This window comes from Pistricoccus aurantiacus (assembly GCF_007954585.1).
In the GTDB taxonomy this organism is placed as follows: domain Bacteria; phylum Pseudomonadota; class Gammaproteobacteria; order Pseudomonadales; family Halomonadaceae; genus Pistricoccus; species Pistricoccus aurantiacus.
On sequence record NZ_CP042382.1, the window covers coordinates 1,519,256 to 1,538,840 of the forward strand.

General features: G+C 61.2%; 20 protein-coding genes. 5 read left to right on the plus strand and 15 right to left on the minus strand.

Annotated features, from left to right (window positions below; genetic code table 11):
• Positions 1–96: 96 nt before the first annotated feature.
• From FGL86_RS07305 to FGL86_RS07335, 7 genes are all read right to left on the minus strand, one after another.
• Positions 97–1,227, minus strand: a complete 1,131-nt coding sequence (locus FGL86_RS07305) for an App1 family protein phosphatidate phosphatase (RefSeq protein WP_147183954.1) — start codon at positions 1,225–1,227, stop codon at positions 97–99.
• A 138-nt stretch (positions 1,228–1,365) separates the two neighbouring features.
• Positions 1,366–1,929, minus strand: coding sequence for a type 1 glutamine amidotransferase domain-containing protein (locus FGL86_RS07310; protein WP_147183955.1), 564 nt, complete (start codon positions 1,927–1,929; stop codon positions 1,366–1,368).
• 129 nt (positions 1,930–2,058) lie between these two features.
• Positions 2,059–2,544 carry a Dps family protein gene (locus tag FGL86_RS07315; protein WP_147183956.1) on the minus strand — a complete coding sequence of 162 codons (486 nt, stop codon included), beginning with the start codon at positions 2,542–2,544 and terminating at the stop codon, positions 2,059–2,061.
• Between the two features lie 134 nt (positions 2,545–2,678).
• Positions 2,679–3,110 (minus strand): universal stress protein, encoded by a 432-nt coding sequence (locus FGL86_RS07320; protein ID WP_147183957.1) that lies wholly within the window; start codon positions 3,108–3,110, stop codon positions 2,679–2,681.
• Positions 3,111–3,176: 66 nt separating this feature from the next.
• Positions 3,177–4,547, minus strand: coding sequence for an ABC transporter substrate-binding protein (locus FGL86_RS07325; RefSeq protein WP_147183958.1), 1,371 nt, complete (start codon positions 4,545–4,547; stop codon positions 3,177–3,179).
• Between the two features lie 25 nt (positions 4,548–4,572).
• Positions 4,573–6,156: a sodium:solute symporter gene (locus FGL86_RS07330; protein ID WP_147183959.1), complete on the minus strand. Its 1,584-nt coding sequence runs from the start codon at positions 6,154–6,156 to the stop codon at positions 4,573–4,575.
• Between the two features lie 331 nt (positions 6,157–6,487).
• Positions 6,488–7,621 carry a glycerate kinase gene (locus tag FGL86_RS07335; RefSeq protein WP_147183960.1) on the minus strand — a complete coding sequence of 378 codons (1,134 nt, stop codon included), beginning with the start codon at positions 7,619–7,621 and terminating at the stop codon, positions 6,488–6,490.
• Between the two features lie 374 nt (positions 7,622–7,995).
• Between FGL86_RS07335 and FGL86_RS07340 the strand changes: the two genes are divergently transcribed.
• Both FGL86_RS07340 and FGL86_RS07345 read left to right on the plus strand, forming a co-directional pair.
• Positions 7,996–8,547: a hypothetical protein gene (locus tag FGL86_RS07340; protein WP_147183961.1), complete on the plus strand. Its 552-nt coding sequence runs from the start codon at positions 7,996–7,998 to the stop codon at positions 8,545–8,547.
• Complete coding sequence (locus FGL86_RS07345) at positions 8,544–8,948, plus strand: hypothetical protein (protein WP_147183962.1); 405 nt, start codon at positions 8,544–8,546, stop codon at positions 8,946–8,948. The genes FGL86_RS07340 and FGL86_RS07345 overlap by 4 nt, the downstream gene beginning before the upstream one ends.
• 4 nt (positions 8,949–8,952) lie before the next feature.
• On the opposite strand, the gene FGL86_RS07350 is transcribed toward FGL86_RS07345, so the two are convergent.
• Complete coding sequence (locus FGL86_RS07350; protein WP_147183963.1) at positions 8,953–9,378, minus strand: HIT domain-containing protein; 426 nt, start codon at positions 9,376–9,378, stop codon at positions 8,953–8,955.
• 84 nt (positions 9,379–9,462) lie between these two features.
• Here FGL86_RS07350 and FGL86_RS07355 point away from each other — a divergent pair, with 84 nt between their 5' ends.
• The gene (locus FGL86_RS07355) at positions 9,463–10,257 is read left to right on the plus strand and encodes a sulfite exporter TauE/SafE family protein (protein WP_147183964.1); all 795 of its coding nucleotides are present in this window, start codon (positions 9,463–9,465) and stop codon (positions 10,255–10,257) included.
• Between the two features lie 96 nt (positions 10,258–10,353).
• Positions 10,354–10,485, plus strand: coding sequence for an entericidin A/B family lipoprotein (locus FGL86_RS07360; RefSeq protein WP_147183965.1), 132 nt, complete (start codon positions 10,354–10,356; stop codon positions 10,483–10,485).
• A 73-nt stretch (positions 10,486–10,558) separates the two neighbouring features.
• Here FGL86_RS07360 and FGL86_RS07365 read toward each other — a convergent pair whose 3' ends face one another.
• The 4 genes from FGL86_RS07365 to FGL86_RS07380 all read right to left on the minus strand — a co-directional run bounded on the left by FGL86_RS07365 (position 10,559) and on the right by FGL86_RS07380 (position 15,013).
• Positions 10,559–11,566: an ion transporter gene (locus FGL86_RS07365; RefSeq protein ID WP_147183966.1), complete on the minus strand. Its 1,008-nt coding sequence runs from the start codon at positions 11,564–11,566 to the stop codon at positions 10,559–10,561.
• A gap of 39 nt (positions 11,567–11,605) precedes the next feature.
• Positions 11,606–12,190, minus strand: a complete 585-nt coding sequence (locus tag FGL86_RS07370) for an acyl-CoA thioesterase (RefSeq protein ID WP_246131758.1) — start codon at positions 12,188–12,190, stop codon at positions 11,606–11,608.
• A 117-nt stretch (positions 12,191–12,307) separates the two neighbouring features.
• Positions 12,308–13,618 carry a short-chain fatty acid transporter gene (locus FGL86_RS07375; RefSeq protein ID WP_147183967.1) on the minus strand — a complete coding sequence of 437 codons (1,311 nt, stop codon included), beginning with the start codon at positions 13,616–13,618 and terminating at the stop codon, positions 12,308–12,310.
• 66 nt (positions 13,619–13,684) lie between these two features.
• Positions 13,685–15,013, minus strand: coding sequence for an MATE family efflux transporter (locus tag FGL86_RS07380; protein WP_147183968.1), 1,329 nt, complete (start codon positions 15,011–15,013; stop codon positions 13,685–13,687).
• Between the two features lie 128 nt (positions 15,014–15,141).
• Here FGL86_RS07380 and FGL86_RS07385 point away from each other — a divergent pair, with 128 nt between their 5' ends.
• Positions 15,142–16,527 (plus strand): alginate export family protein, encoded by a 1,386-nt coding sequence (locus tag FGL86_RS07385; RefSeq protein WP_147183969.1) that lies wholly within the window; start codon positions 15,142–15,144, stop codon positions 16,525–16,527.
• 406 nt (positions 16,528–16,933) lie between these two features.
• Here the strand turns inward: FGL86_RS07385 and FGL86_RS07390 are convergent, their stop codons facing one another.
• Genes FGL86_RS07390 through FGL86_RS07400 form a run of 3 tightly spaced genes read right to left on the minus strand, consistent with a single transcriptional unit; the run spans position 16,934 to position 19,582 of the window.
• A complete protein-coding gene (locus tag FGL86_RS07390) occupies positions 16,934–17,182 on the minus strand; it encodes a YfhL family 4Fe-4S dicluster ferredoxin (protein WP_147183970.1) in 249 nt (82 codons plus the stop codon).
• 30 nt (positions 17,183–17,212) lie between these two features.
• Positions 17,213–17,692 (minus strand): pantetheine-phosphate adenylyltransferase, encoded by a 480-nt coding sequence (gene coaD / locus FGL86_RS07395; RefSeq protein ID WP_147183971.1) that lies wholly within the window; start codon positions 17,690–17,692, stop codon positions 17,213–17,215.
• A gap of 12 nt (positions 17,693–17,704) precedes the next feature.
• The gene (locus FGL86_RS07400; RefSeq protein ID WP_147186118.1) at positions 17,705–19,582 is read right to left on the minus strand and encodes a beta-ketoacyl synthase; all 1,878 of its coding nucleotides are present in this window, start codon (positions 19,580–19,582) and stop codon (positions 17,705–17,707) included.
• Positions 19,583–19,585: the final 3 nt, after the last annotated feature.

Sequence of the window (19,585 nt, forward strand, 5' to 3'; positions counted from 1 at the left end):
ACCAAGGCCAGGCCGTGTTGAAAGAGGCGCCGGGAGGCGGCAACGACGCTGTCGTAACGCTGCCGATCTGACGAAAAACCTCCGCTAACCTTTTATTCAAATCGGCCGTTGGGCTTCCTTGTAGGATCGAGCGCGGACCCGCTCGACGCTTTCCGGGGCAATCAAGCCCAGTTCGCTGGCGTGGCTGGCCATCTGCTGGCTGCTTTTCGCCAGCAGCAGCTCGCAGTCGTTCTTGGCGACCTGGTCCGCCAGCCGGGCAATGGCCGCGTCGCGGCTTTCATCGTGATTGATGTTGCGGATATAGATCGCGCGGATACGTCCTGGGTACTGCTCGACGATCTGGACATAGACCTCCGGGTCGTGCTGGCCGCTGTCGCCGATCAGCACGAAGGGCAGGTCGTCGTAAAGCGCCAGCATCTGCTCGATCAGCTTGCGCTTGTGGTCCACCGCCTGGCGGGGCAGGGGGTTCTGCAGGGTCATGCCCCAGTCCCGCAGAAAAAGAATCGGCCCCACCGGGATGTGGTTGCGCTGAAAGAAGGCCTCGAGCACTTCGTAGATACCCCAGGGACCCCGGGAGACGTAGAGCATCGGGCGATCGCGGTTGCCGTCCGGCCCTTCGAAGAGTGCCTGGTAAAAGGTCGCGACACCGGGAAAGGCGGTGCGGCGTTCCGCGGTTTCGAAGAACAGCCGGTAGATCATCTTGAATTTGTTGGCGACCCCGGTATACATCACCGTGTCGTCGATATCGCTGATGACCACCAGGTCGGCGCTGGCCGGAGGCACGTAGATTTCCGCCTGGGTCTCGATGGTGTCCGGCTGGCGCTTGGCGTGCTCGATCGCGACTTCGAGTGTGGCCCGATGCCAGCTTTTTTCGTTATCCAGCGGTGTATCCAGCTTCATGTGAATATCGAAGTAGCCGTCCTTGCCGGTGGAAACGGTGAGCTTGCTGTCGTTGAGCTTGAGCGTCACCTGGGCGTTGCCCACGCCCCAGCGCAGGGTCCGTCGCAGCAGGTCGACCAGGTCCCGGAGCAGCGAGCCTTCCGCCAGGGACTGGCCGAACCCCGGCTGGCGAAAGACCCGGCCCAGTACGTAGATCTCTTGCGCCGAGCCGTAGCCCCGATAGGCTTGCACCACCACGCCTCCCCGACCGTGGTCGGCTTTCATCGGCTTGGTGGCAACGTGTAGCAGCTTGCGTAACGCTCTTCCTGGCGTGCGGCGCGATACCATAGGCGGTTCTCGTGATTGGCAAGATGAGGCGAGTTGGCGGCTCATGTAAAAAACGGTTCGACTTGAAACAGTCTGGCATAAAAAATGCCCGGTCGGGAAATTCCCGCCGGGCACGCTGTCGGTCGTTCGAGTCGGCAATCAGGCGTGCTGATCGCTATGGCGACCCTCGCCGATTTCCTCGATCAGTTTGCTGCAGAACGCATCCAGGTCGTCCGGCTTGCGGCTGGTGACCAGGCCGTTGTCCACGACCACTTCCTGATCGGACCAGTGGGCGCCGGCATTCTTCAGGTCTTGGGAAATGGAAGGATATGAGGTCATGGAACGACCTTCGACCACCCCGGCATTGATCAAAATCCAAGGGCCGTGACAGATGGCGCCGACGGGCTTGCCCGCTTCGAAGAAATGTCTGGTAAAGCGCAGGGCATCATCATTCTGGCGCAGAGTATCCGGATTGAACAGGCCGCCGGGGAGCATCAGAGCGTGATAGTCGGCGACGTTCGCTTCGCTCAGGGCCTTGTCGACGTCGTAGGTATCACCCCAGTCCGTGCTGGCCCAAGCGCGAATACCCTTGGCATCCGGGGCGATCACGTGCACCGTGGCACCGGCGCTTTCCAGCTTGGCCTTGGGAACCGACAGCTCGGATTCCTCGAAACCGTCGGTGGCGAGAATAGCAACACGTTTTCCATTCAACTGCTGAGTCATGGCAACCTCCTTGCGGCACATGGTGAGTCGCGGCGTCTTGCCGTCGCGACTCATGACAACATTGGGATGCTTGAAAATCTATCAAGGGGGTATGACCTCACTCCTTCGCTCAAGCCTAGGTCATCACGCCTAGCCTAGGTAGGCGTTGAGCATCCACAGGGTCTTTTCCTGCTCGCGAATATAGTCGCTGGCTTGCGAGGCGGTGCCTTCGTCGTCTGCGTCGGACGCCAGGGACAGAATTTCCCGCTGCAGCTCGATCAGCACCTGATAGCCTTTGACGACGCTGCGCACGCAGTCCTCGCCACCGGCCACATTCTTGTCTTCCTCGATCGTGGAAATCCGACCATAGTCGCTGTAGGCGTGCAGGGGCTGATGACCCAGCGTCAAGATGCGCTCCGCGACTTCATCGATCTTGGTCAACAGGTCCGTATAGAATTCTTCGAATTTGGCGTGCAGCTCGAAGAACTGCGGGCCTTTCACGTTCCAGTGATAGCCCCGCACGTTCATGTAAAAGATCTGGTAGTTGGCCAGCAGCGTGTTGAGCTTTTCCGCTAGCTGATTGGCGCTGGAAGTTTGCAGGCCGATCGTATTGATATCGCTGTCCTGATGTGCCATCGAAATTCTCCTGAGCCTTGGTAACAAGTTGATATCAACAAGCCTATAAGTTTACGTATCGAGACTAAAGTCAATCCTCGCCATCGCTATCATAGGTAATACTCATGACATTGCGACGCCGCGAGCTACCGGACTCAGCGCACGACCATGACCGAACATGGCGCATGGCGAACGATGCTCTCCGAGTCGTGACCCAGCAGAACCCGCGCGAGAGATTCCCGTCCGCGGTTACCCACCACGAGCAGCCCCACCCCGATTTCTTCCGCCAGACGCACGACTTCGGTGTCCACGCGCCCCATCCGCAGGTGCGCCACTACCGCCTTGGCGCCGCCGGCTCTGGCCTTTTCGACCTCTTGATCCAGCCGTCTCTGGTTTTCCTGTTTCAATCGGCCGTACTGCCTCTCCGAAAGCGTGTCCGGGTGCGTCCAGGGCGAAATGAGGCCGACCAGAAGCAGATGCAGCTCCGATCTCGTGGCGTCACAGAGTTCGACCGCCTGAGTGATGGCACGGTCCGAGGCGGCCGATCCGTCGACCGCCACCATGATCTTCGTGGGATACATTTTCATTGTTTGTCTCCGACACGTTGTCGATGATCTGATCCCGACCGCTGGGCATTATCGCGCTAGAGAGCGTCATCCCCGCCTGTCGAGAATCAGCTGCAGCTCGCGCTGCAGCTGACGCACGGCCTGCTGGCCGGTCAGTTCGCCGCGCAGCACGCGATTGAACCCAATCGCCAGGCGCTGGGACATGGCCGCGTAATACGGTGTGACCGGGCGCAGCCGGGCATCGTCGATCGCGCGGCGGCCAAGCGTCATGACCGGCACCTGCTCGAGCAGCTGCTCATCGTCGTACAGGACCTCGAGCGTGGGCAGAAACCCGCCGTCGCGGGCGCGCTGTTTCTGGCGCTCGGCAGAGGCAGCGAAGCGGATGAATTCCCAGGCCGCGTCCTGCTTCGACGATCGAGCATTGATCATCAGATTCCAGCCCCCCAGACAGCTATAGGAATTACGCTCCGGGTTGACCCTCGGAATGGGGGCGATGCCGACCTGATCGGCGCTGAGCCGCGAGCCCTCTTCGTCGATCAAGCCGTAGACGAACGGCCAGCTGCGCATGAAGACAGCGTCGCCGTTCAGAAACGCTCGGGTGGTGTCTTCTTCACGAAAATTCGCCACCTCCCGGGGGACGACGCCGCTTTCGATCAATTCCCTTGCGATGCTCACCCCTCGCGCCGAATCCGCGCTGTTGATCATGATGACGTTGGGAGAGCTCACGTCCATGCCGAAGGCCGCGGCGGTCGACAGATTGCCGGTGAGCACACGTCCGCCGGCGCTCCACAAGAATTCCAGCATGCTGGCGACGCCACCCTCGTACTGGGCGCCCTGGAAAACGAAACCGTACTTCGTGCCGGCCTTGTCACGGGCATCGCTTGCCATCCGCGCAAGCTCGTCCCAGGTCGCGGGCGGCTTGTCGTGCCCGGCAGATTCAAGCAGATCGCGGCGATAGTAGAGCATGCCGGCGGCGGTGAACCAGGGCACGCCCCAGAGTCGATTGCGATAACCTGCTGAATCGAGGGGCGCGTTCAGGAAATCGCCAGGTGAGTAGACATCGTTGAAGCGGGCGGTCAGATCCGTGACGTAGCCGCGACTGGCAAAGGCAGCGGTCCAGACCATGTCGCCGCCGAACACGTCGATGCGGCGGGCGTCGACCTCGAAATCCGACACGAGCTGGCGGTAGAAGTCGTTCGTGGAGCGTGGCATCACCTGATAGCGCACGCGAATCCTGCCCTCGTACTGCTGATTGAACGCCTTGATCAGCGCCTGGAGGCTTCCCGAATCGTCCGGGCCGAAAGCGAAGGTGAGCTCTTCGGATTCGTTGGCCGCGATAGTACCCAAGGGGGAGATGCCCAGCACGGCCATGCCGCCGAGACCCAGGCCGCCCAGCAGCAGGCGGCGTCGAATGGCATCCGGGTATGCAGACAGGTTTTTATCGATTGGCGGTTTCATGGGGTGTCCTCCTTGGACGCCGGCGTTACCAGAACCAGATGACGATGATCGCGGTGACGACCATCAGCACCAGCGACTGGTAGCGATAGTTCTGCCAGGCCGGTTTGGCTGCCAGATCCTTGGACTCGTCTTTCAAGATCCGCGTTGTCCAGATCAGCTCATCGACTTCCTCGCCGGGCTTGTGCTGAGTCACCAGGCTGACGCCGATGATCAGCGCCAGACCGATGAAGAGCAGCACGCTGGCAGAATAGAGAAAATGAAAGTCCACCAGACCGCCTACCTGGATGGTGAAAAATCCCAGGATGCCGATCCCCAGGCCACCCACGAACGCGGCGAATGCGCCGGCGGGGGTGGCGCCGCGCCAGAGAATACCGACGAAGAAGATCGCGACCACCGGCGGCGTCACGTAGGCCAGGATCGACTGGAAATAGCTCCACAGGGACTGGAAGTGGATGATCTGCGGCGCCCAGAGCACGACGATCAGCATGACGGCCACGGTGGTCATCTGACCGATGCGCACCAGGGCAGCGTCGCTGGTGTGCGGCCGCAATGGTTTGACAAAGTCCATGGTCACCATGGTCGACACCGAGTTGAGAATCGAATCGACGGTGGAAGTGATCGCGGCAATCAGCGCCGCCAGCACGATGCCGCGCAGCACGATGGGCAGCAGATCGAAGGCGATGGTCGGAAAGGCCAGATCCGGCGTCTTCAGATCCGGATACAGCGTCAGCGCCATCAGCCCTGGCAGGATCATGAGAAACAGCGAGGTGAGTTTCAGGAAACCGGCGAAGATCGAACCCCAGCGGCCGTGATCCAGGGTCTTGGCGCCCAGGGTGCGCTGCACGATCAGCTGGTTGTTGGCCCAGAAATAGATGCCGATGATCAGCACCCCGAACAGACCGGGCCAGGGCAGGCTGGGATCGTCGATGGGCCGTATGATGCTCATGCCGTTTTCCGGGGCGGCCTGGACCATGGCGTCCCAGGAGGGGATCGCATAGAGCCCGGCAGCGAGCACCAGGGCCGCGCCGAGCAGCAGCACACAGGCCTGGATGGTGTCGCTGATCACCACCGCGCCGAGCCCGCCGAAGAATGACATGATGCCGGCAAGTATCGTCAGGATAAGCACGCCGACCCAGAGATCGATGCTCGGGAAAAGCGTCTGGATCACCAGCCCCCCGGCGTAGAGCGCACCCGCGCAGTCGAGAAAGATACTCAGAAAGATCAGCATGCCGGCGAATATGTAGCGCGAGCGGGAATCGAAGCGGCGTTCGAGAAATTCCGGCATGGTGAACACACCGGAGCGCAGATAAAACGGCAAGAGCATGAAGATGAAGACGACCAGCGCCACCGCGGCAATCCACTCATAGCTGTAGACCGCGATCCCCGAGCTGTAGCCTGCGCCCGCCATGCCCACGAAGGAGGAGCCGGACATGTTGGTCGCAAACAGCGAAAAACCGATCATCGGCCAGACGAAGTTGCGACCGCCCAGAAAGAAACCGCCCGTATCCGATTTCTTGCCCCGGTTGAGCCATAGCGGGATGGCGCGACTGGCAATCAGATAGATGACGACGACAGTGATATCAATCCATGTGATATTGAAATCTTGCACGATTAATCTCCATTTTTGGATCCCGAACGTCCTTGAATGTCACGATCGCCGCCGGTCTAAATCGTTTTAGATATTAGTGGCTGAATTTCATCTCTCGGGTATTGGCTGTCTTTCCAGCTTACGCCTCCATCTGCAGCCTAAGCTCCAAGCGTGCTTATGCAGTCTAGTTCAATGAAGTTTCCGGTCACCCATTAACAATTAGTCGAAACTTGCTGATTCGAGCGTTGGGCGGTTCGGTATCGAGTTAATGCACTGAAGAAAGCCTAGGCGCGCTGGCGAAAAGCCCTTGGCGGGCTTGCTAAGGAGCCCTCGGCGGGTTCGTAAAGAGCCCTCAGCGGATTTGTAAAAAAAGCCGCAGGATGTTTTCGCAGCGATCCGCCATCAGCTCACCGGAACGGGAGAGCGCTTCGTCGAGATCCATGGGGCCATCCGCCAGGGCGAAAGCGGCGGTGATGCCTTCTTCATAGGCGGCTTTCCAGCCGTCTCCCAAGCGCCCAGCCAATACCACCACCGGCACGTTCTTTGCCTTGGCGGCCCGGGCGATACCCACCGGGGTCTTGCCGGAAAGGCTCTGGCCGTCCAGTTGACCCTCGCCGGTGATCACCAGGTCCGCGCCGTCGAGCAGGGCGTCGAAGCCGACCTGTTCGATGACCAGTTCGATACCCGGGCGCAGCTCGGCGCCGAGAAACGCTCGAGCGGCGAACCCCATGCCCCCGGCGGCACCGGCGCCGGCCAGGCCCCGATGATCCTCGCCCAATGACCGGGCGGCCAGGTCGGCGAAATGCGCAAGCGCCTTGTCGAGACGCTGAACGTCTTCCGGCGTGGCGCCCTTCTGGGGACCGAACACGGCGCTGGCGCCGCGCTCGCCGAGCAGCGGATTGTCCACGTCCACGGCGGTCTCGACGGTGAGTTTCTCGAGCCGCGGGTCTAGGGTGGACAGGTCCAGGGTAGCCAGGTTTTCCAGGGCGGCGCCGCCGGCGGGCAGCGCCTCGCCCTTATCGTCCAGCAGTTTCGCGCCCAGTGCCTTGAGCATGCCGGCGCCGCCGTCGTTGGTGGCGCTGCCGCCCAGGGTCAGCAGCAGGTGGGTCGCTCCGGCATCCAGGGCTTCGCGAATCAGTTCACCGACGCCGAAGGTGGTGCTGTGCAGGGCGGTGCGTTCCTCCCGGGAAATCTGCTGCAAGCCGCTGGCTTCCGCCAGCTCGACGAAGGCGGTGCGAGACTGGGCGTGCCAGCCCCAGGTGGCGTCGATGGGACGTCCCAGCGCGTCCTGTACCTTGGCCGTGCGCGCCTCCGCCCCGGTGGAAGCCAGCATCGCCTCCAGGGTGCCTTCCCCGCCATCACCCATGGGACAGCAAACCACGTCCGCCTTCGGGCAGGCGCGTCTGACCCCTTCCGCCATGGCCTTGGCGGCGGCGCTGGCGGGGAGAGCGTCCTTGTAGCTATCCGGCGCAATCAGAATCTTCATCGATAATCTCTTGTGGTTATGGTTGTGGCAAAGAGCAGCCGCTGTAAAAAACGGTGTGTGAGGCAAAGCGCGTATTGTCATCGAAAGAGCTTACCCATTGCGCTTGGGTCTAGGAAAGCGAAAGGCGGGGCCGGGGAGCCTTTTTTGCGTGATACCGCTTATCAGAAAACCCGGCAGGCCTGCTGCGATGTCACGAACGCGAGAAATGTCAGTACGCCGATATGATCGAACCAGGAAGACCTATCGCTGGATTATGCCTATGCTGGGAGTAGCCGTTTTTCGGGTGGGAGCTCTCTCATCATTTCATCAGGCGTCTCGCTACCGGCCGCGCCAATGGCGACGAACCGGGATGACGCCGTTATCGGAGAAGCGCCATGCGCCGTATGTGGTTCCTATGCTTGCTGGGGCTGAGCCTGATCGGCTGTGTTACCGATTCCTCGTCGCTGCCGCGAAACGGCGCGCCTCTCGCTCCCGCCTGTACCTGGCCGATCACCGAAGAAGACACCCTGGCGTATTCCCGTCGGGCTATTGTCGCGCTCGAGGCTCAGGAGTTTCGTATCATCGATACGGATCTGTCCCTGGGCTTGATCAATGCTCAGCGTCAGCGGGTGCTGGTGGGCTATTCCAGCGCCGGTCGCAACGGCTGGGGTGGGGGCGGCGTCTTTGGCTGGGCCGGCTCCGGAGGTGGGGGTGTTGGCATTGGCCTGGGGAGTGGCGCCGGCTTCGGGGGATACGCCGCGGATCCGCTGCGGGAGGAGCGTTTGACGCTGCTGATCGATAACGACACGGCCAGGCTTTCCCGCAATATTCGCATCATCGAGGCGGACGGCTGGGTACGCACCAGCCACGCCGGCGCCAGTGAGGATTTCTGCCGCGAACTGCGTCAGACCATCGAGGCATCCCCTGTTCGAGAGGTGCGACCGTGACGTTCTTGATGAAGGGCTTTAAGGCGTTAGGATTCAGCTCCATAACGCATTGGCTGGGTATCGTCGGTCTGACGCTGATGCTGACGGCTTGCGCCACATCTCGGCAGCCGGCGGAACCGCGAATCGTTACCCTGGCGGTGGCGCCCGCGGCGGTATTCAAGCCGACCCTGGTGATGCTGGTGGAGCAAGGCTATGTGATCGATCTGGCGGATCCGAAGCTAGGACGCATCGATGCGCAGTTGGCCGAAGGTGCCGGCTATCGTCTGCGCTGGGATATCGAGGACGCCGAAGGTGGTTCCCGGATCGGCGTTCGCGGCTGGAGTGGAAGTGGGCCCTTGGCGCCCTACGCGCTGGACCCACTGCTGGTGGAGTTGAGTTCACGGCTGGGGCTCGGCCCCTGAGGGGCTACCCCGAGAAATCGATGGCGTCGATCTGCGCCAGAATGCGGGCCCGCATGTCCGCCTGCTCCTCCAGCGTATAAGCCACCGCCTCGCCGTGGCCCCACACCGGCCCTGGCCAGGCGTCGTCGTCGCGTTTGCGTATCACCACATGCAGATGTAGCTGCGTGACCTGGTTGCCCAAGGTCGCCAGGTTGAGCTTGTCGCCTTCCAGGGTGTCTTTCATGGCTTGGCCCAGCAGCGTTGCCTCTCGCCAGAGCTGGGTCTGATCTTCCCGGCTCAGCTCGAATACTTCGCTGATATCACGACGAAGCGGCACCAGTACCAGCCAGGGGAAGCGACGATCGTTCATCAGACGCACCTGTGAAAGCGGCAGGTCGATGACCGGCAGAGTATCTTCCACTAGACGCGGATCCAGAGGCAGGTCGTTCATTGTCGAGTTCCTTGAGTCAAAAGCTTGTAGCGCCAGAGCGTTACCTCGATCATGCTGGATTCGCCAACGCTTGGAAAACTTTGCATGTCATCGTTCGAGGTTGTTTCTGGGTCGCTGGGAGGGTTGCTTCAACAGCCCTGGTTCGAAGCCGTGGTACTGGTGTTTGTGGGGCTGCTGGCGGGTTTTATCAACGTGCTTTCCGCCGGCGGTTCGATGCTGACCCTGCCGCTGCTGATGTTTCTGGGGTTGCCGCCTCAGGTCGCCAACGGCACCAATCGGATCGCCATCACCCTGCAAAGCGTTTCCGCGGTGGTCAATTTCTGGCGGGCCGGAGCGCGGCATCTCGCCCTGAGTTTGCGGCTGAGCGTGCCTGCGGTGATTGGCTCGCTGCTGGGTGTCTGGCTTGCTCTGAAAGTGTCGGATGCGCTGTTCGAGGCGGTGCTGATCGGCGTGATGGTAGCCAGCGCCGCCGTGATGCTGCTGCCCCAGCCGAAGCTCGATACCCGGCCGCTGACCCGGGAGCGGCTGACGCCGGCGATATACCTGGCCATGTTCGCCATCGGCGTCTACGGCGGCTTCATTCAGGTCGGCGTGGGGGTGCTGTTTATTGTCGTGCTTTACCGCATGCTCAAGATCGATCTGGCGCAGATCAACGTGTTCAAGGTACTCATCATCCTGATCTATACGCTGCCGGCGCTGGGATTATTCGTGTATCACGATCAGGTTCGCTGGGGGTACGGGCTACTGCTGGCGCTAGGCAGCGTGTCCGGTGCCTGGATTGCAGTGCGAGTCAATCTGAGTGCGCAAGGCGCGCTGTGGGTGAAATGGCTGACCCTTGCGGTGATTCTGGCTATCGTTTTACGCTTGTTGTTGAGGTAAATGAGGAAATCATGGTAAATCATTGAATTACCGGTAACGCGACTGTCGTATCGCTGCCGATTCAAAACGCTTGATCCAAGGAAAGAGGAAACGTTCATGAAAAAGATACTGTCACTCGTGTTTCTGTCGCTGTTCACCGTCTCACTGCTGAGCGGCTGCAATACCTTCCGCGGCGCCGGCGAAGATATCGAGCGAGGCGGAGAAGCGGTTCAGGACGCGGCCAGCTAAGCATTAGCGCGCGGTCATCCCACTAGACGAGCAGGCCTTCGGGCCTGCTCGTCTCTTTTGTAATCGAGCCTCTTCAGGCGTACTTTTCCTTCCACTGCTGACGACTGATTTCCGTCTTGAGGATTTCCAGTATGTCCACCAGTGCCTGCTCGGTGATTCGGCTGCTGCGCTCGTCCACCTCGAGAAGCGTGTCCATGGCGTTCGAGGTGACACCCTCGACCAGGTTGCTGAATTCCGGAGAGCGCATACCCATCATCGCTTCGTTGACCAGTCGACAGACGATATCGCTCAGCGTGTCGTCCAAGACACGGCTCAGCTGTTCCCCCATCGGCAGGCGCCTCAGCCGCTGGATTTCCGGGCTGTCTTCCAGCGCGCGGCCGATCAACGCGCTGATATAGCGCATCAGGTCGCCTCGACGGTTCCGGTAGGCGCCATCCACCATGGTTTCGATGCGCTGGGCGATCTCGCGGATCAACTCCTCTCGGCGTGGCATGATCACCTGCTCGATCATTCGCTGGGACAAGGAATTGTCTTTTTGAATCTGCTGCTGCACGTTGCCGAGCAGGCGCACGGCGATCCGATCCGACAGCTCCTCCAGCAGGATGTCGTAATACTTGTAAAGGAAGTGATAGATCCACCAGCCGCGCATGTCGATGAGGTTCAGTTTCTGCAGCCGCAGCAGCAGCCCCAGGATCCGCAAGGCCCGCAGCAGGCGAAACCCGGCCAGGGGAATGCAGCCCAGCACGTCGTACCAGTGCACGAAAGGGTAGAAGAACCAGCGATGGTAACGGCGTTCGATGATGGCCGCCGCCCAGCCGAGCAGCACATCGAAGATGAAGATCGACACGAAGACCAGGTCGATCTCGTAGAAATTGGCGTGGATATTCTGCTGATAGGCTTGATAAAGCCCCGGTGCCACCGCCTCGAACGCCTCATTCAATGGCGGGATGATAAAAAAGCTATCGAAGAGCAGCAGCGTCAGGTTGATGCCCACCAGGACGATGATGAAGACATCCCAGGCCAGGTACAGCCATTCCGTGCCGGAGCGCTGTTGCGACTGAGAAAGAAAGGATGAAGGCATGAAAGTTCCGTGTTGGCCGGGCGTGAATTCGATCGGCGATCAGGAAGGGGAGGCTGGGTCATCCGGCGGGGTCCCGGCGCCGGTTTCATCGAGCCGGGACGTGCTGGACTTGGCCGTATTGGCGTAATGGGTCTCGTTGGTGCGACGAGTTGCTTCCTCCGCTTGCTTGCGGTGCTTCTTGCGCAGGGCGGCCTTTTCGAAACGCAGCTTCTGGGTGGGTGTTTGCAGACACAGCGGCGGCACTTTGGCGGGACGGCCTTCAGCGTCGACAGCGACCATGGTCAGGTAGCAGCTGTTGGTGTGTCGAATCACTTTATCCGTGATGCTTTCGGCCACCACCTTGATGCCGATTTCCATGGATGAGCGCCCCACATGATTGACGCAGGCCAGGAAGGTGACCAGTTCGCCCACGTGAATCGCCTGCTTGAACAACACCTGATCCACGGAAAGCGTCACCACATAATGTCCGGAGTAGCGGCTGGCGCAGGCGTAGGCCACTTCGTCCAGCTTTTTGAGAATGGCGCCGCCGTGTACCTTGCCGCTGAAGTTAGCCATGTCCGGCGTCATCAGCACGGTCATGGTCAGTTCGTGCTGACCGGGAAGACTGTCGTAGCTCAGAGGCATGAGATATCTCGTTCAATCGAAAGAGGAATGAAACGCTACGCCGTCTAGCGGCGGGCTCCTTGCATAGCATAGCGGCTTGCTTCCGGCGACGCATGCCGGAAGCAAGCCGTGATCTCCTCAGAAGTAGGTGAGTCCGATGGCGATGATCGCGCCGGTGATGAACAGCTGAATCAGGCAGAAGCCCATGATGTCCTTGGCCTTGAGCCCGGCGATGCCCAGCACCGGCAGGGCCCAGAAGGGCTGCAGCAGGTTGGTCCAGGCGTCGCCCCAGGCCACCGCCATGGCGACACGAGGGATATCCGCCCCCAGCGCTTCCGCCGCCGGCAGCATGACCGGTGCCTGCACCGCCCACTGGCCGCCCCCGGAAGGCACGAACAGGTTGACCACCCCGGCGCTGATGAAGGACCAGAACGGCAGGGTCTTTTCCGTGGCGAAGGAGACGAAGCCTTCGGACAGGGTTTCCGCCAGGCCGGACTGCACCATGATCGCCATGATACCGGCGTAGAAGGGGAACTGGAGGACGATGCCGGCACCGCCCTTGATCGCTTCATGCAGGCTGTTCAACAGCCGCCGCGGCGTGCGATGCAGCACGATGGCCAGGAACAGGAACAGGAAGTTGACCACGTTCAGGTTGAGGCCGCCGCCGCGCAGCAGGAAATGATCGAGCAGGAACAGAAGCCCGGGAATGCCCACCAACCAGGCCAGTATCTGGCTGTTTTCCAGGTGATCTGCCGGGCGGTTGATAGGTATGTGAATATCCTGATCGTCCTGCAGTATCTCAGGATCGACGAAAACGCTTTCCGACTCCTTGGGCAGCATCAGGCGATTGACCAGGGGCACCGAGACGAACAGGCAGGCCAGCAGGGCAAGGTTGAAGAACGAGAAGATGGTCTCGCTGGTGCCGATGACACCGATCATCTCCACGGTGAAATGATCCTCCGTGGCGATGGTCAGCGGGATCGAGCCCGCCAGCCCACCGTGCCAGACCACGAAACCGGAATAGGCGCTGGCGATCAGCAGGCGGTAATCGACGCGAATCTGTCGCGCCAGCTCCTTGGCGAACAGCGCCCCCACCACCAGGCCGAAACCCCAGTTGATCCAGCTCGCCATCAGCGAGACCAGGGTCACCAGGATGATGGCGCTGCCCGGGTTCTTGGCCTTGCCGGCGACGAGCGCCAGAAAGCGCTTGACCGGCGGGGTGTTGGCCAGCATGAAGCCGGTGATCAACACCAGCAGCATCTGCATGGAAAAGGTCAGCAGGTTCCAGAACCCGTCGCCCCAGAAGCGCATCACCGCCAGCGGCGTCTGACGCTCCACCGCGATCGCCGCAATGGCGGCAATCAGCGTCAGCAGCAAGACGAAGATATAGGGATCCGGCAGGTAGCGCTCCACCAGCTTGACCGCAGGTCGCGACAGAAATCTGAGCATGATGTTGTCCTTGTTGGTATTAACATTGGAACTGGATTCAAGCTAACCGAAATCGTCGTGCTACGACTATCGACCTTGGTCAACGTTGAAGGCCCAGCGAGTCTTTCGATAATGGCGATAATAGACGATCAGGATGGCGGAGCGGGTCAGGAAGAAGGCGCTGAAGGAAAGCCACAGCCCGTGATTGCCCAGGGGCTGGGTCAGCCACCACAAGGGCAGATATACCCCCAGTCCGACGAAGATGCTGTTGCGCATTTCCCGAATGGCGGTAGCGCCGATGAATACCCCGTCCAGCAGATAGCTCCATACCGCGATCAAGGGCAGGGCGATGACCCAGGGCAGGTAGGTTGCCGCCGTGTCGCGTACCGGCGGCAGGTCCGTCAGCAGCGCAATCACGCCATTGCCGAAGACGGCGAAGGCCAGGGTGGCGATGCCCGCCGCAAGCAGCGAAAAGCGCGCCGCGCCGCGCACCGACTCGGCGAATCTTTCCCAGTCGCGCCGCCCCACCGCATGCCCGACCAGCGCCTCCGCCGCCTGGGCGAAGCCGTCCAGGGCGTAGGAGGTCAGCATGATGAACTGCAGCAGCACCGCGTTGGCGGCCAGCACCGTATCCCCCTGGTCCGCTCCCTGAGCGGTAAAGAACGCCATGGCGAACAGCAGACCCAGGGTGCGCAGAAACAGCTGGGCGTTGACCTGAAAAAGCTCCCCGTAGGCTTTGATGTTCGCCAGCCGCTCCCGTAGGAAATGCCCGGAAAGCCGTCCCAGCTGGCGCAGTACCAGCAGGCCGCCTGCCAGCAGGGCAGTGTAATCGGCGATTACCGTGGCCCAGGCCACGCCGTCGCTGGTCATGCCCAGACCCACCACGAACCACAGGTCGAGAACGATGTTGACGCTGTTGGTCAGCACCAGGATGAAGAGTGTGATTCGGGAATTCTGCTGGCCGAGAAACCAGCCGAGAATGGCGTAGTTGGCCAGTACCGCCGGCGCGGAAAGGAGACGGATATGGGCGTATTCCCGCGCCAGTTCCGTGGCCGCCGGACTGCCGTCCAGCAGCCGCAGACCAAGCTCGATCAACGGCGAGGCGAGCAGAATCAGGGCAAGGCCGATCCCCAGTGCCATCAGCAGCGCCTGGCCCAGTAGATTCTTCACCTCGCCATCGCTTTCCCGTCCCACCGCCTGGGAAGTCAGGCCGGTGGTGCCCATGCGCAGGAAACCGAATCCCCAGTAGAGAAAACTGAACAGCGTCGCCCCCAGGGTCACCGCCGCCAGATAGCGGGAATCCGGCAGATGCCCCACCACCGCCGTATCCACCAAGCCCAGCAGCGGCACGGTGATATTCGACAGGATGATCGGCCAGGCCAGTTGCCAGATGCGCGTGCGGGATGAGTGGCTCAACGAATGTCCTTGATGGTGGTTCTTGAGAGTGGCAAAACCTCTCGGGTTGCCTAAGGTAATACAGGAGGCTGTATTTCAGGCAGCGTCACACAAGAATCGGTCGACATAAAAACAGGGATGCTTTTCTCATGAAAACAAGGCGTCAAGTTGCCTGGCTGGTTTGCTGCTCGCCGGCGTTGTCCTTTCCCGCCTACGCCGCCGTGACCGATATCGGCTATGTGGACGCCGGTATCAAGCCGCTTTCCTCGGAGCATACCTTCTTTGAAAGCGTCGATGGGCGCGTGCGTCTCAAGTGGGGCCTGTCGCTCTTTGCCGCCGGCATTGTTACCGATGACGTCAATTTCGGCTACGACCGCAGCATCGACGGCGCCGCGCCGACCCAGAAGAGTCCCGCCTGGTGGGAGGCCGCGGCCAAGCCCGGGGTGCTGGGGGAATGGGATATCCAAGGCGGCGGCACCCTGTTCGGCGGGGTACAGGGCAGCTTCGCCATGACCCGCGGCAGCCGCTACGGCGACGCCGCCGGCGCCACCCCCGGGCACCCGGAAAACGGTCGCCTCGACCGCGCCTACCTGGGCTGGCGAAGCGGCGGGCTGTGGGCGGATACCCTGGGCGAAGATGCCCTGACCCTTTCCCTGGGCCGCCAGAAATTCATCTTCGGCGACGGCTTTCTCGTCGGCGATGGCTATACCGACCTCGGCAAGTACGCCGGCTATTATATCGGCCCCAGCGAGGCGTTCGAGGAAACCGCGGTGGCTTCCCTCGATACCCGCGGCTGGCACGGCGATCTCTTCTATCTGAAAGCGGATCAGTACGTCAGCGGCGGACCGGACAACGAAACCAGCCTCAACGGGGTCAACATCGATTATACCTGGGGTGAGCGCGCCAAGGTCGGCGCCGCCTACCTGAATCTCTACGACAGCGATATCGCCACCCGGGACGGCATGGAGGTCTACAACCTGCGGGCCAAGGGCGTTCCGCTGGCGCATGTGCCCAATCTATCCCTCGGCGGGCAGTGGGTGCATCAGGACAACGACGATGAGGGTATCGACGAAGACGGCTGGTACGCGCAACTGACCTATACCTTCGAAAATGCTCCCCTGCGGCCTCAACTGGCCTACCGTCGCGCGGAGTTCAGCGAAAACTACGATACGCTCTTCTACGACTTTGCCGGCGGCTGGGGCAACTGGTTCATGGGAGAGATCGTCGGCGAGTACATGCTGTTCAACAGCAACCTCGAGATCGACATGGTCAAGGCGTCGATCCAGCCTCGGGACGACCTGGAAACCGGCCTGATCGGCTACCGTTTTCGCTATCACGATACCCAGGCGGCAGGCGCCACGGATAGCGACTTCGCCAAGGAACTCAATCTCTACGCGGACTGGACGATCACCGAGAAGCTCTCGCTTTCCGCCGTCTACGCCGTGGCCTTCCCAGACGACGGCGCCAGTGAACGCTTCATGGGCAACGACGAGACCGCCCAGCTATTCGAGCTCTATGCGTTCTACCGCTTCTAGGCGGTGCCGGTGGGCGCTCGAATAAAAAAGACCCCGGGATCAACCGGGGGCAGGGATCGAAAAAGGGTGTAGCTGAATAGACCAACTCATAAAGTAACTTAATATTACAAAATATACAAAAGATTACTTTACCGGGGTTAATCAAACTTCTCGAACGATTTTTAGCGGTGAAGGTGTGAGCTAGGCAGGGCAAGAATCGCGCTGATTGGAATGCTGCTGACGTGAACGGTAACGCTAGGCACGCCGGCGATGGCGGAGGCGTTGATCAAGACCTTAACGTAAGCGACCTTTCGGCGTTGCCTGGGGTGTGCAGGAAGCAAGCGTGAGGATGAGCTATAGAAAGACGTTCATGATTCGTCGCCCTGCGGGGCGAGGCAAACAGAAGAGACGCTGAGGAGCCGCCGCCTCAGGCGGCGGTGATGATCTCGTATTTTGCCATCAGTTCTTCACGGCTTTCCGGGCGCTCCGGGTCAAGGGGAATGCAGTCCACCGGACAGACCTGCTGGCACTGGGGCTCATCGTAGTGGCCGACGCATTCGGTGCACAGGTTGGGATCGATCACGTAGATTTCTTCCCCCGCGGAGATGGCGCCGTTGGGGCATTCGGGTTCGCAGACGTCGCAGTTGATGCACTCGTCGGTGATCATCAGGGCCATGGGGTTACCTCAAATGACTGAGCAATATACTCAGGTATTATAATGCGCCTTGAGGCTTTCTACGACCCTTGGCGGCACCAGCTTGGACACATCGCCGCCCAGGGAAGCAATTTCCCGCACGATAGTCGAGGAAATGTAAGAGTTTTGGACTTCCGGGGTCAGAAAGACGCTTTCGATATTCGGATCCTGGGCGCGGTTCATGTTGGCCAGCTGCAGTTCGTATTCGAAATCCGCAATCGCCCGCAGGCCGCGCAGCACGATATGCGCGCCCTGTTCGCGCAAGAACGCCGTGAGCAGGCCGGAAAAGCCGACGACCTCCACATTGTCCAGATGTGCGGTGACGTCCCGGGCCAGCTCCACCCGCGCCTCCAGCTCCAGGGCGGGCTGCTTCTTGGGGCTGGCCGCGATAGAAATGATGACCCTGTCGAACATGCGCGCGGCGCGCTCGATCAGGTCAAGATGGCCGTTGGTGATGGGGTCGAAGGTGCCGGGATAGACCACGGTAGTCATATAGCGAAACTCTCAGTCGATGGAGCCGAAGGGGTTGTCGACGGATAGGGAAACCGCGCGAGCATAGCCCGGAATATGAATGGCGTCCGCGCCGACCTCGAGTTCCGGTCCTTCCAGCACGCCCTCGCCGAAGCGATAGATGGTATGGAAACGGCCGCGATCCGCCTGCTGCTCGTAGTGACGGGCTATTTCGCGGGTCTTTTCCCGGCGCTGCTTCCAATCGTTCACTTTGGATTGACCGTGACGCTTGACCAGGAGCCTTTCCGTCACCTGGGGGGAAATGACCACGCCGGTGGCATTGTTGCCGCCGAACCCCTTGGCATTGATCAGAGCGGCGTCCGCGCTGAAAGCTAGTGGGTGCTGGAAAAAGTACAGCCTTTGCGCGTGCACGTCGTCCGCCACTTCATCCAGGGTAGGAATGCCCGGCAGCCAGCCGTGGGCGAAGCTGCCCAGGGCGCTGGCCAGTTGATCCCCGGCGGCGCTGCCCTGAGAGTGGCCAACGAAGGCCTTGATCGCCACCACAGGCCAGGCGTCGACGTTATTTGCTTTGGCGACCTGGTCGAAGACATGGGATTCCGTGGCGCGGTTCTTGGGGGTGCTGGTGCCGTGGGCATGCAGGTAGCTACGCTCCCGCAGCGCCTGCTCACCCAGCAGGCTACGGGTCAGCGCCGCCGCCTTGCCCAGGGTGATGTAGTTGCCGATACCCGGGGCGGAAATCGAGCGCTTCCAGCCGTCCGCGTTGGTATAGACGCCGGGCACCGCGCCAAGAATATCCGCACCGATTTCCAGGGCCAGGTCGTCGTCCATCAATAGAACGAACTGGCTGGCCTCGGCGATAGTGAAGCCGCAGTTGCGGGCGAAGGGTCGGCAGGCGCGCTGATAGTCCGCGTCCGTCAGCAGGGTCAGCGCATCCAGCGCCTTGAGGCTGGCATCGTCTGCCAGGGCGCCCATGGTACGGAAGCCCTCGATGATCTCCGGGGTGATCGGCGCGTCCGCGGTTCCCACCATCACCACCCGGCGACGCCCGGAAACGATATCGTCGACCCCCAGGCGCAGATTGTACAGGAAGGTCGCGCAGGCCCCCTGCATGGTACCGGTAGTGCCGACGCTGCCCAGCACGTAGGCGTTGAGAAAATCTGCGGGCATCTGACCGTAGCCCAGGGGCATCTGCTTGGAGGTCGCCCGGTTGCCGGAAACGAAGCTCTTGAGCAGCCCGCCCCAGCCGTTGTCGTCGAGCTGGCCGATGGAGTTGCCCGCGTACACTGCGATGGCGTCCGGATCGAGCCGGCTGCTCAGGGCATCCCAGTCCAGGCCACTCTGGTTCAGACAGTCCGACACGCCGAAGATGGCCATGGAAAGTCCGCGGGGGTGGTGGACGCTGTGATAGAGGGTTTCCGGGGCGAAACCGCTGGGCAGCTGACCGGCGGCCCGCACTTGCGCCTGACGACGCTCCGGCAGCATGACATCGAACTGTCCCGGCGGCACCGTGACCTCGACCCGCTGGCGATCGAGTTCGCGGACCTGCCAGTTCTCCGGGAGGGAGACAGGCAGCTGGCGGCGGCGCAGCATAAAGACCAGCGGCGCCTCGATGGCGAGCTGGGCATGGCGATTGGCGGCAATACCCACGTCGCCGAAGTGTGGATCCTCGATGCGCCGAATCAGCGAGTGATCGAGGATCTGCTGGCGATAACGCACGACAATTTCACGAGCATCCAGCGGCTGGCCCTCGGCATCCGTCCAGGTGCCGTCGTCCTGATGAATAACCAGGCGCATCATGGCGGCGAGACCGATCAGCATCGTGGCTTGATCGTCTCGATCCAGAACGTCTAACACCGTGCGACGATAGGCCTGATGGCCCGAGGTTCTGCCGGCGGCATTGACGCCCCCCATGCC

What these genes read in the sequence shown, in the direction of transcription:
- FGL86_RS07305 (WP_147183954.1), bottom strand. Translation starts at nt 1,227, where the DNA reads ATGGTATCGCGCCGCACGCCAGGAAGAGCGTTACGCAAGCTGCTACAC.
- FGL86_RS07310 (WP_147183955.1), bottom strand. Translation starts at nt 1,929, where the DNA reads ATGACTCAGCAGTTGAATGGAAAACGTGTTGCTATTCTCGCCACCGAC.
- FGL86_RS07315 (WP_147183956.1), bottom strand. Translation starts at nt 2,544, where the DNA reads ATGGCACATCAGGACAGCGATATCAATACGATCGGCCTGCAAACTTCC.
- FGL86_RS07320 (WP_147183957.1), bottom strand. Translation starts at nt 3,110, where the DNA reads ATGAAAATGTATCCCACGAAGATCATGGTGGCGGTCGACGGATCGGCC.
- FGL86_RS07325 (WP_147183958.1), bottom strand. Translation starts at nt 4,547, where the DNA reads ATGAAACCGCCAATCGATAAAAACCTGTCTGCATACCCGGATGCCATT.
- FGL86_RS07335 (WP_147183960.1), bottom strand. Translation starts at nt 7,621, where the DNA reads ATGAAGATTCTGATTGCGCCGGATAGCTACAAGGACGCTCTCCCCGCC.
- FGL86_RS07340 (WP_147183961.1), top strand. Translation starts at nt 7,996, where the DNA reads ATGCGCCGTATGTGGTTCCTATGCTTGCTGGGGCTGAGCCTGATCGGC.
- FGL86_RS07350 (WP_147183963.1), bottom strand. Translation starts at nt 9,378, where the DNA reads ATGAACGACCTGCCTCTGGATCCGCGTCTAGTGGAAGATACTCTGCCG.
- FGL86_RS07355 (WP_147183964.1), top strand. Translation starts at nt 9,463, where the DNA reads ATGTCATCGTTCGAGGTTGTTTCTGGGTCGCTGGGAGGGTTGCTTCAA.
- FGL86_RS07360 (WP_147183965.1), top strand. Translation starts at nt 10,354, where the DNA reads ATGAAAAAGATACTGTCACTCGTGTTTCTGTCGCTGTTCACCGTCTCA.
- FGL86_RS07365 (WP_147183966.1), bottom strand. Translation starts at nt 11,566, where the DNA reads ATGCCTTCATCCTTTCTTTCTCAGTCGCAACAGCGCTCCGGCACGGAA.
- FGL86_RS07370 (WP_246131758.1), bottom strand. Translation starts at nt 12,190, where the DNA reads ATGCCTCTGAGCTACGACAGTCTTCCCGGTCAGCACGAACTGACCATG.
- FGL86_RS07375 (WP_147183967.1), bottom strand. Translation starts at nt 13,618, where the DNA reads ATGCTCAGATTTCTGTCGCGACCTGCGGTCAAGCTGGTGGAGCGCTAC.
- FGL86_RS07385 (WP_147183969.1), top strand. Translation starts at nt 15,142, where the DNA reads ATGAAAACAAGGCGTCAAGTTGCCTGGCTGGTTTGCTGCTCGCCGGCG.
- FGL86_RS07390 (WP_147183970.1), bottom strand. Translation starts at nt 17,182, where the DNA reads ATGGCCCTGATGATCACCGACGAGTGCATCAACTGCGACGTCTGCGAA.
- coaD (WP_147183971.1), bottom strand. Translation starts at nt 17,692, where the DNA reads ATGACTACCGTGGTCTATCCCGGCACCTTCGACCCCATCACCAACGGC.
- FGL86_RS07400 (WP_147186118.1), bottom strand. Translation starts at nt 19,582, where the DNA reads ATGGGGGGCGTCAATGCCGCCGGCAGAACCTCGGGCCATCAGGCCTAT.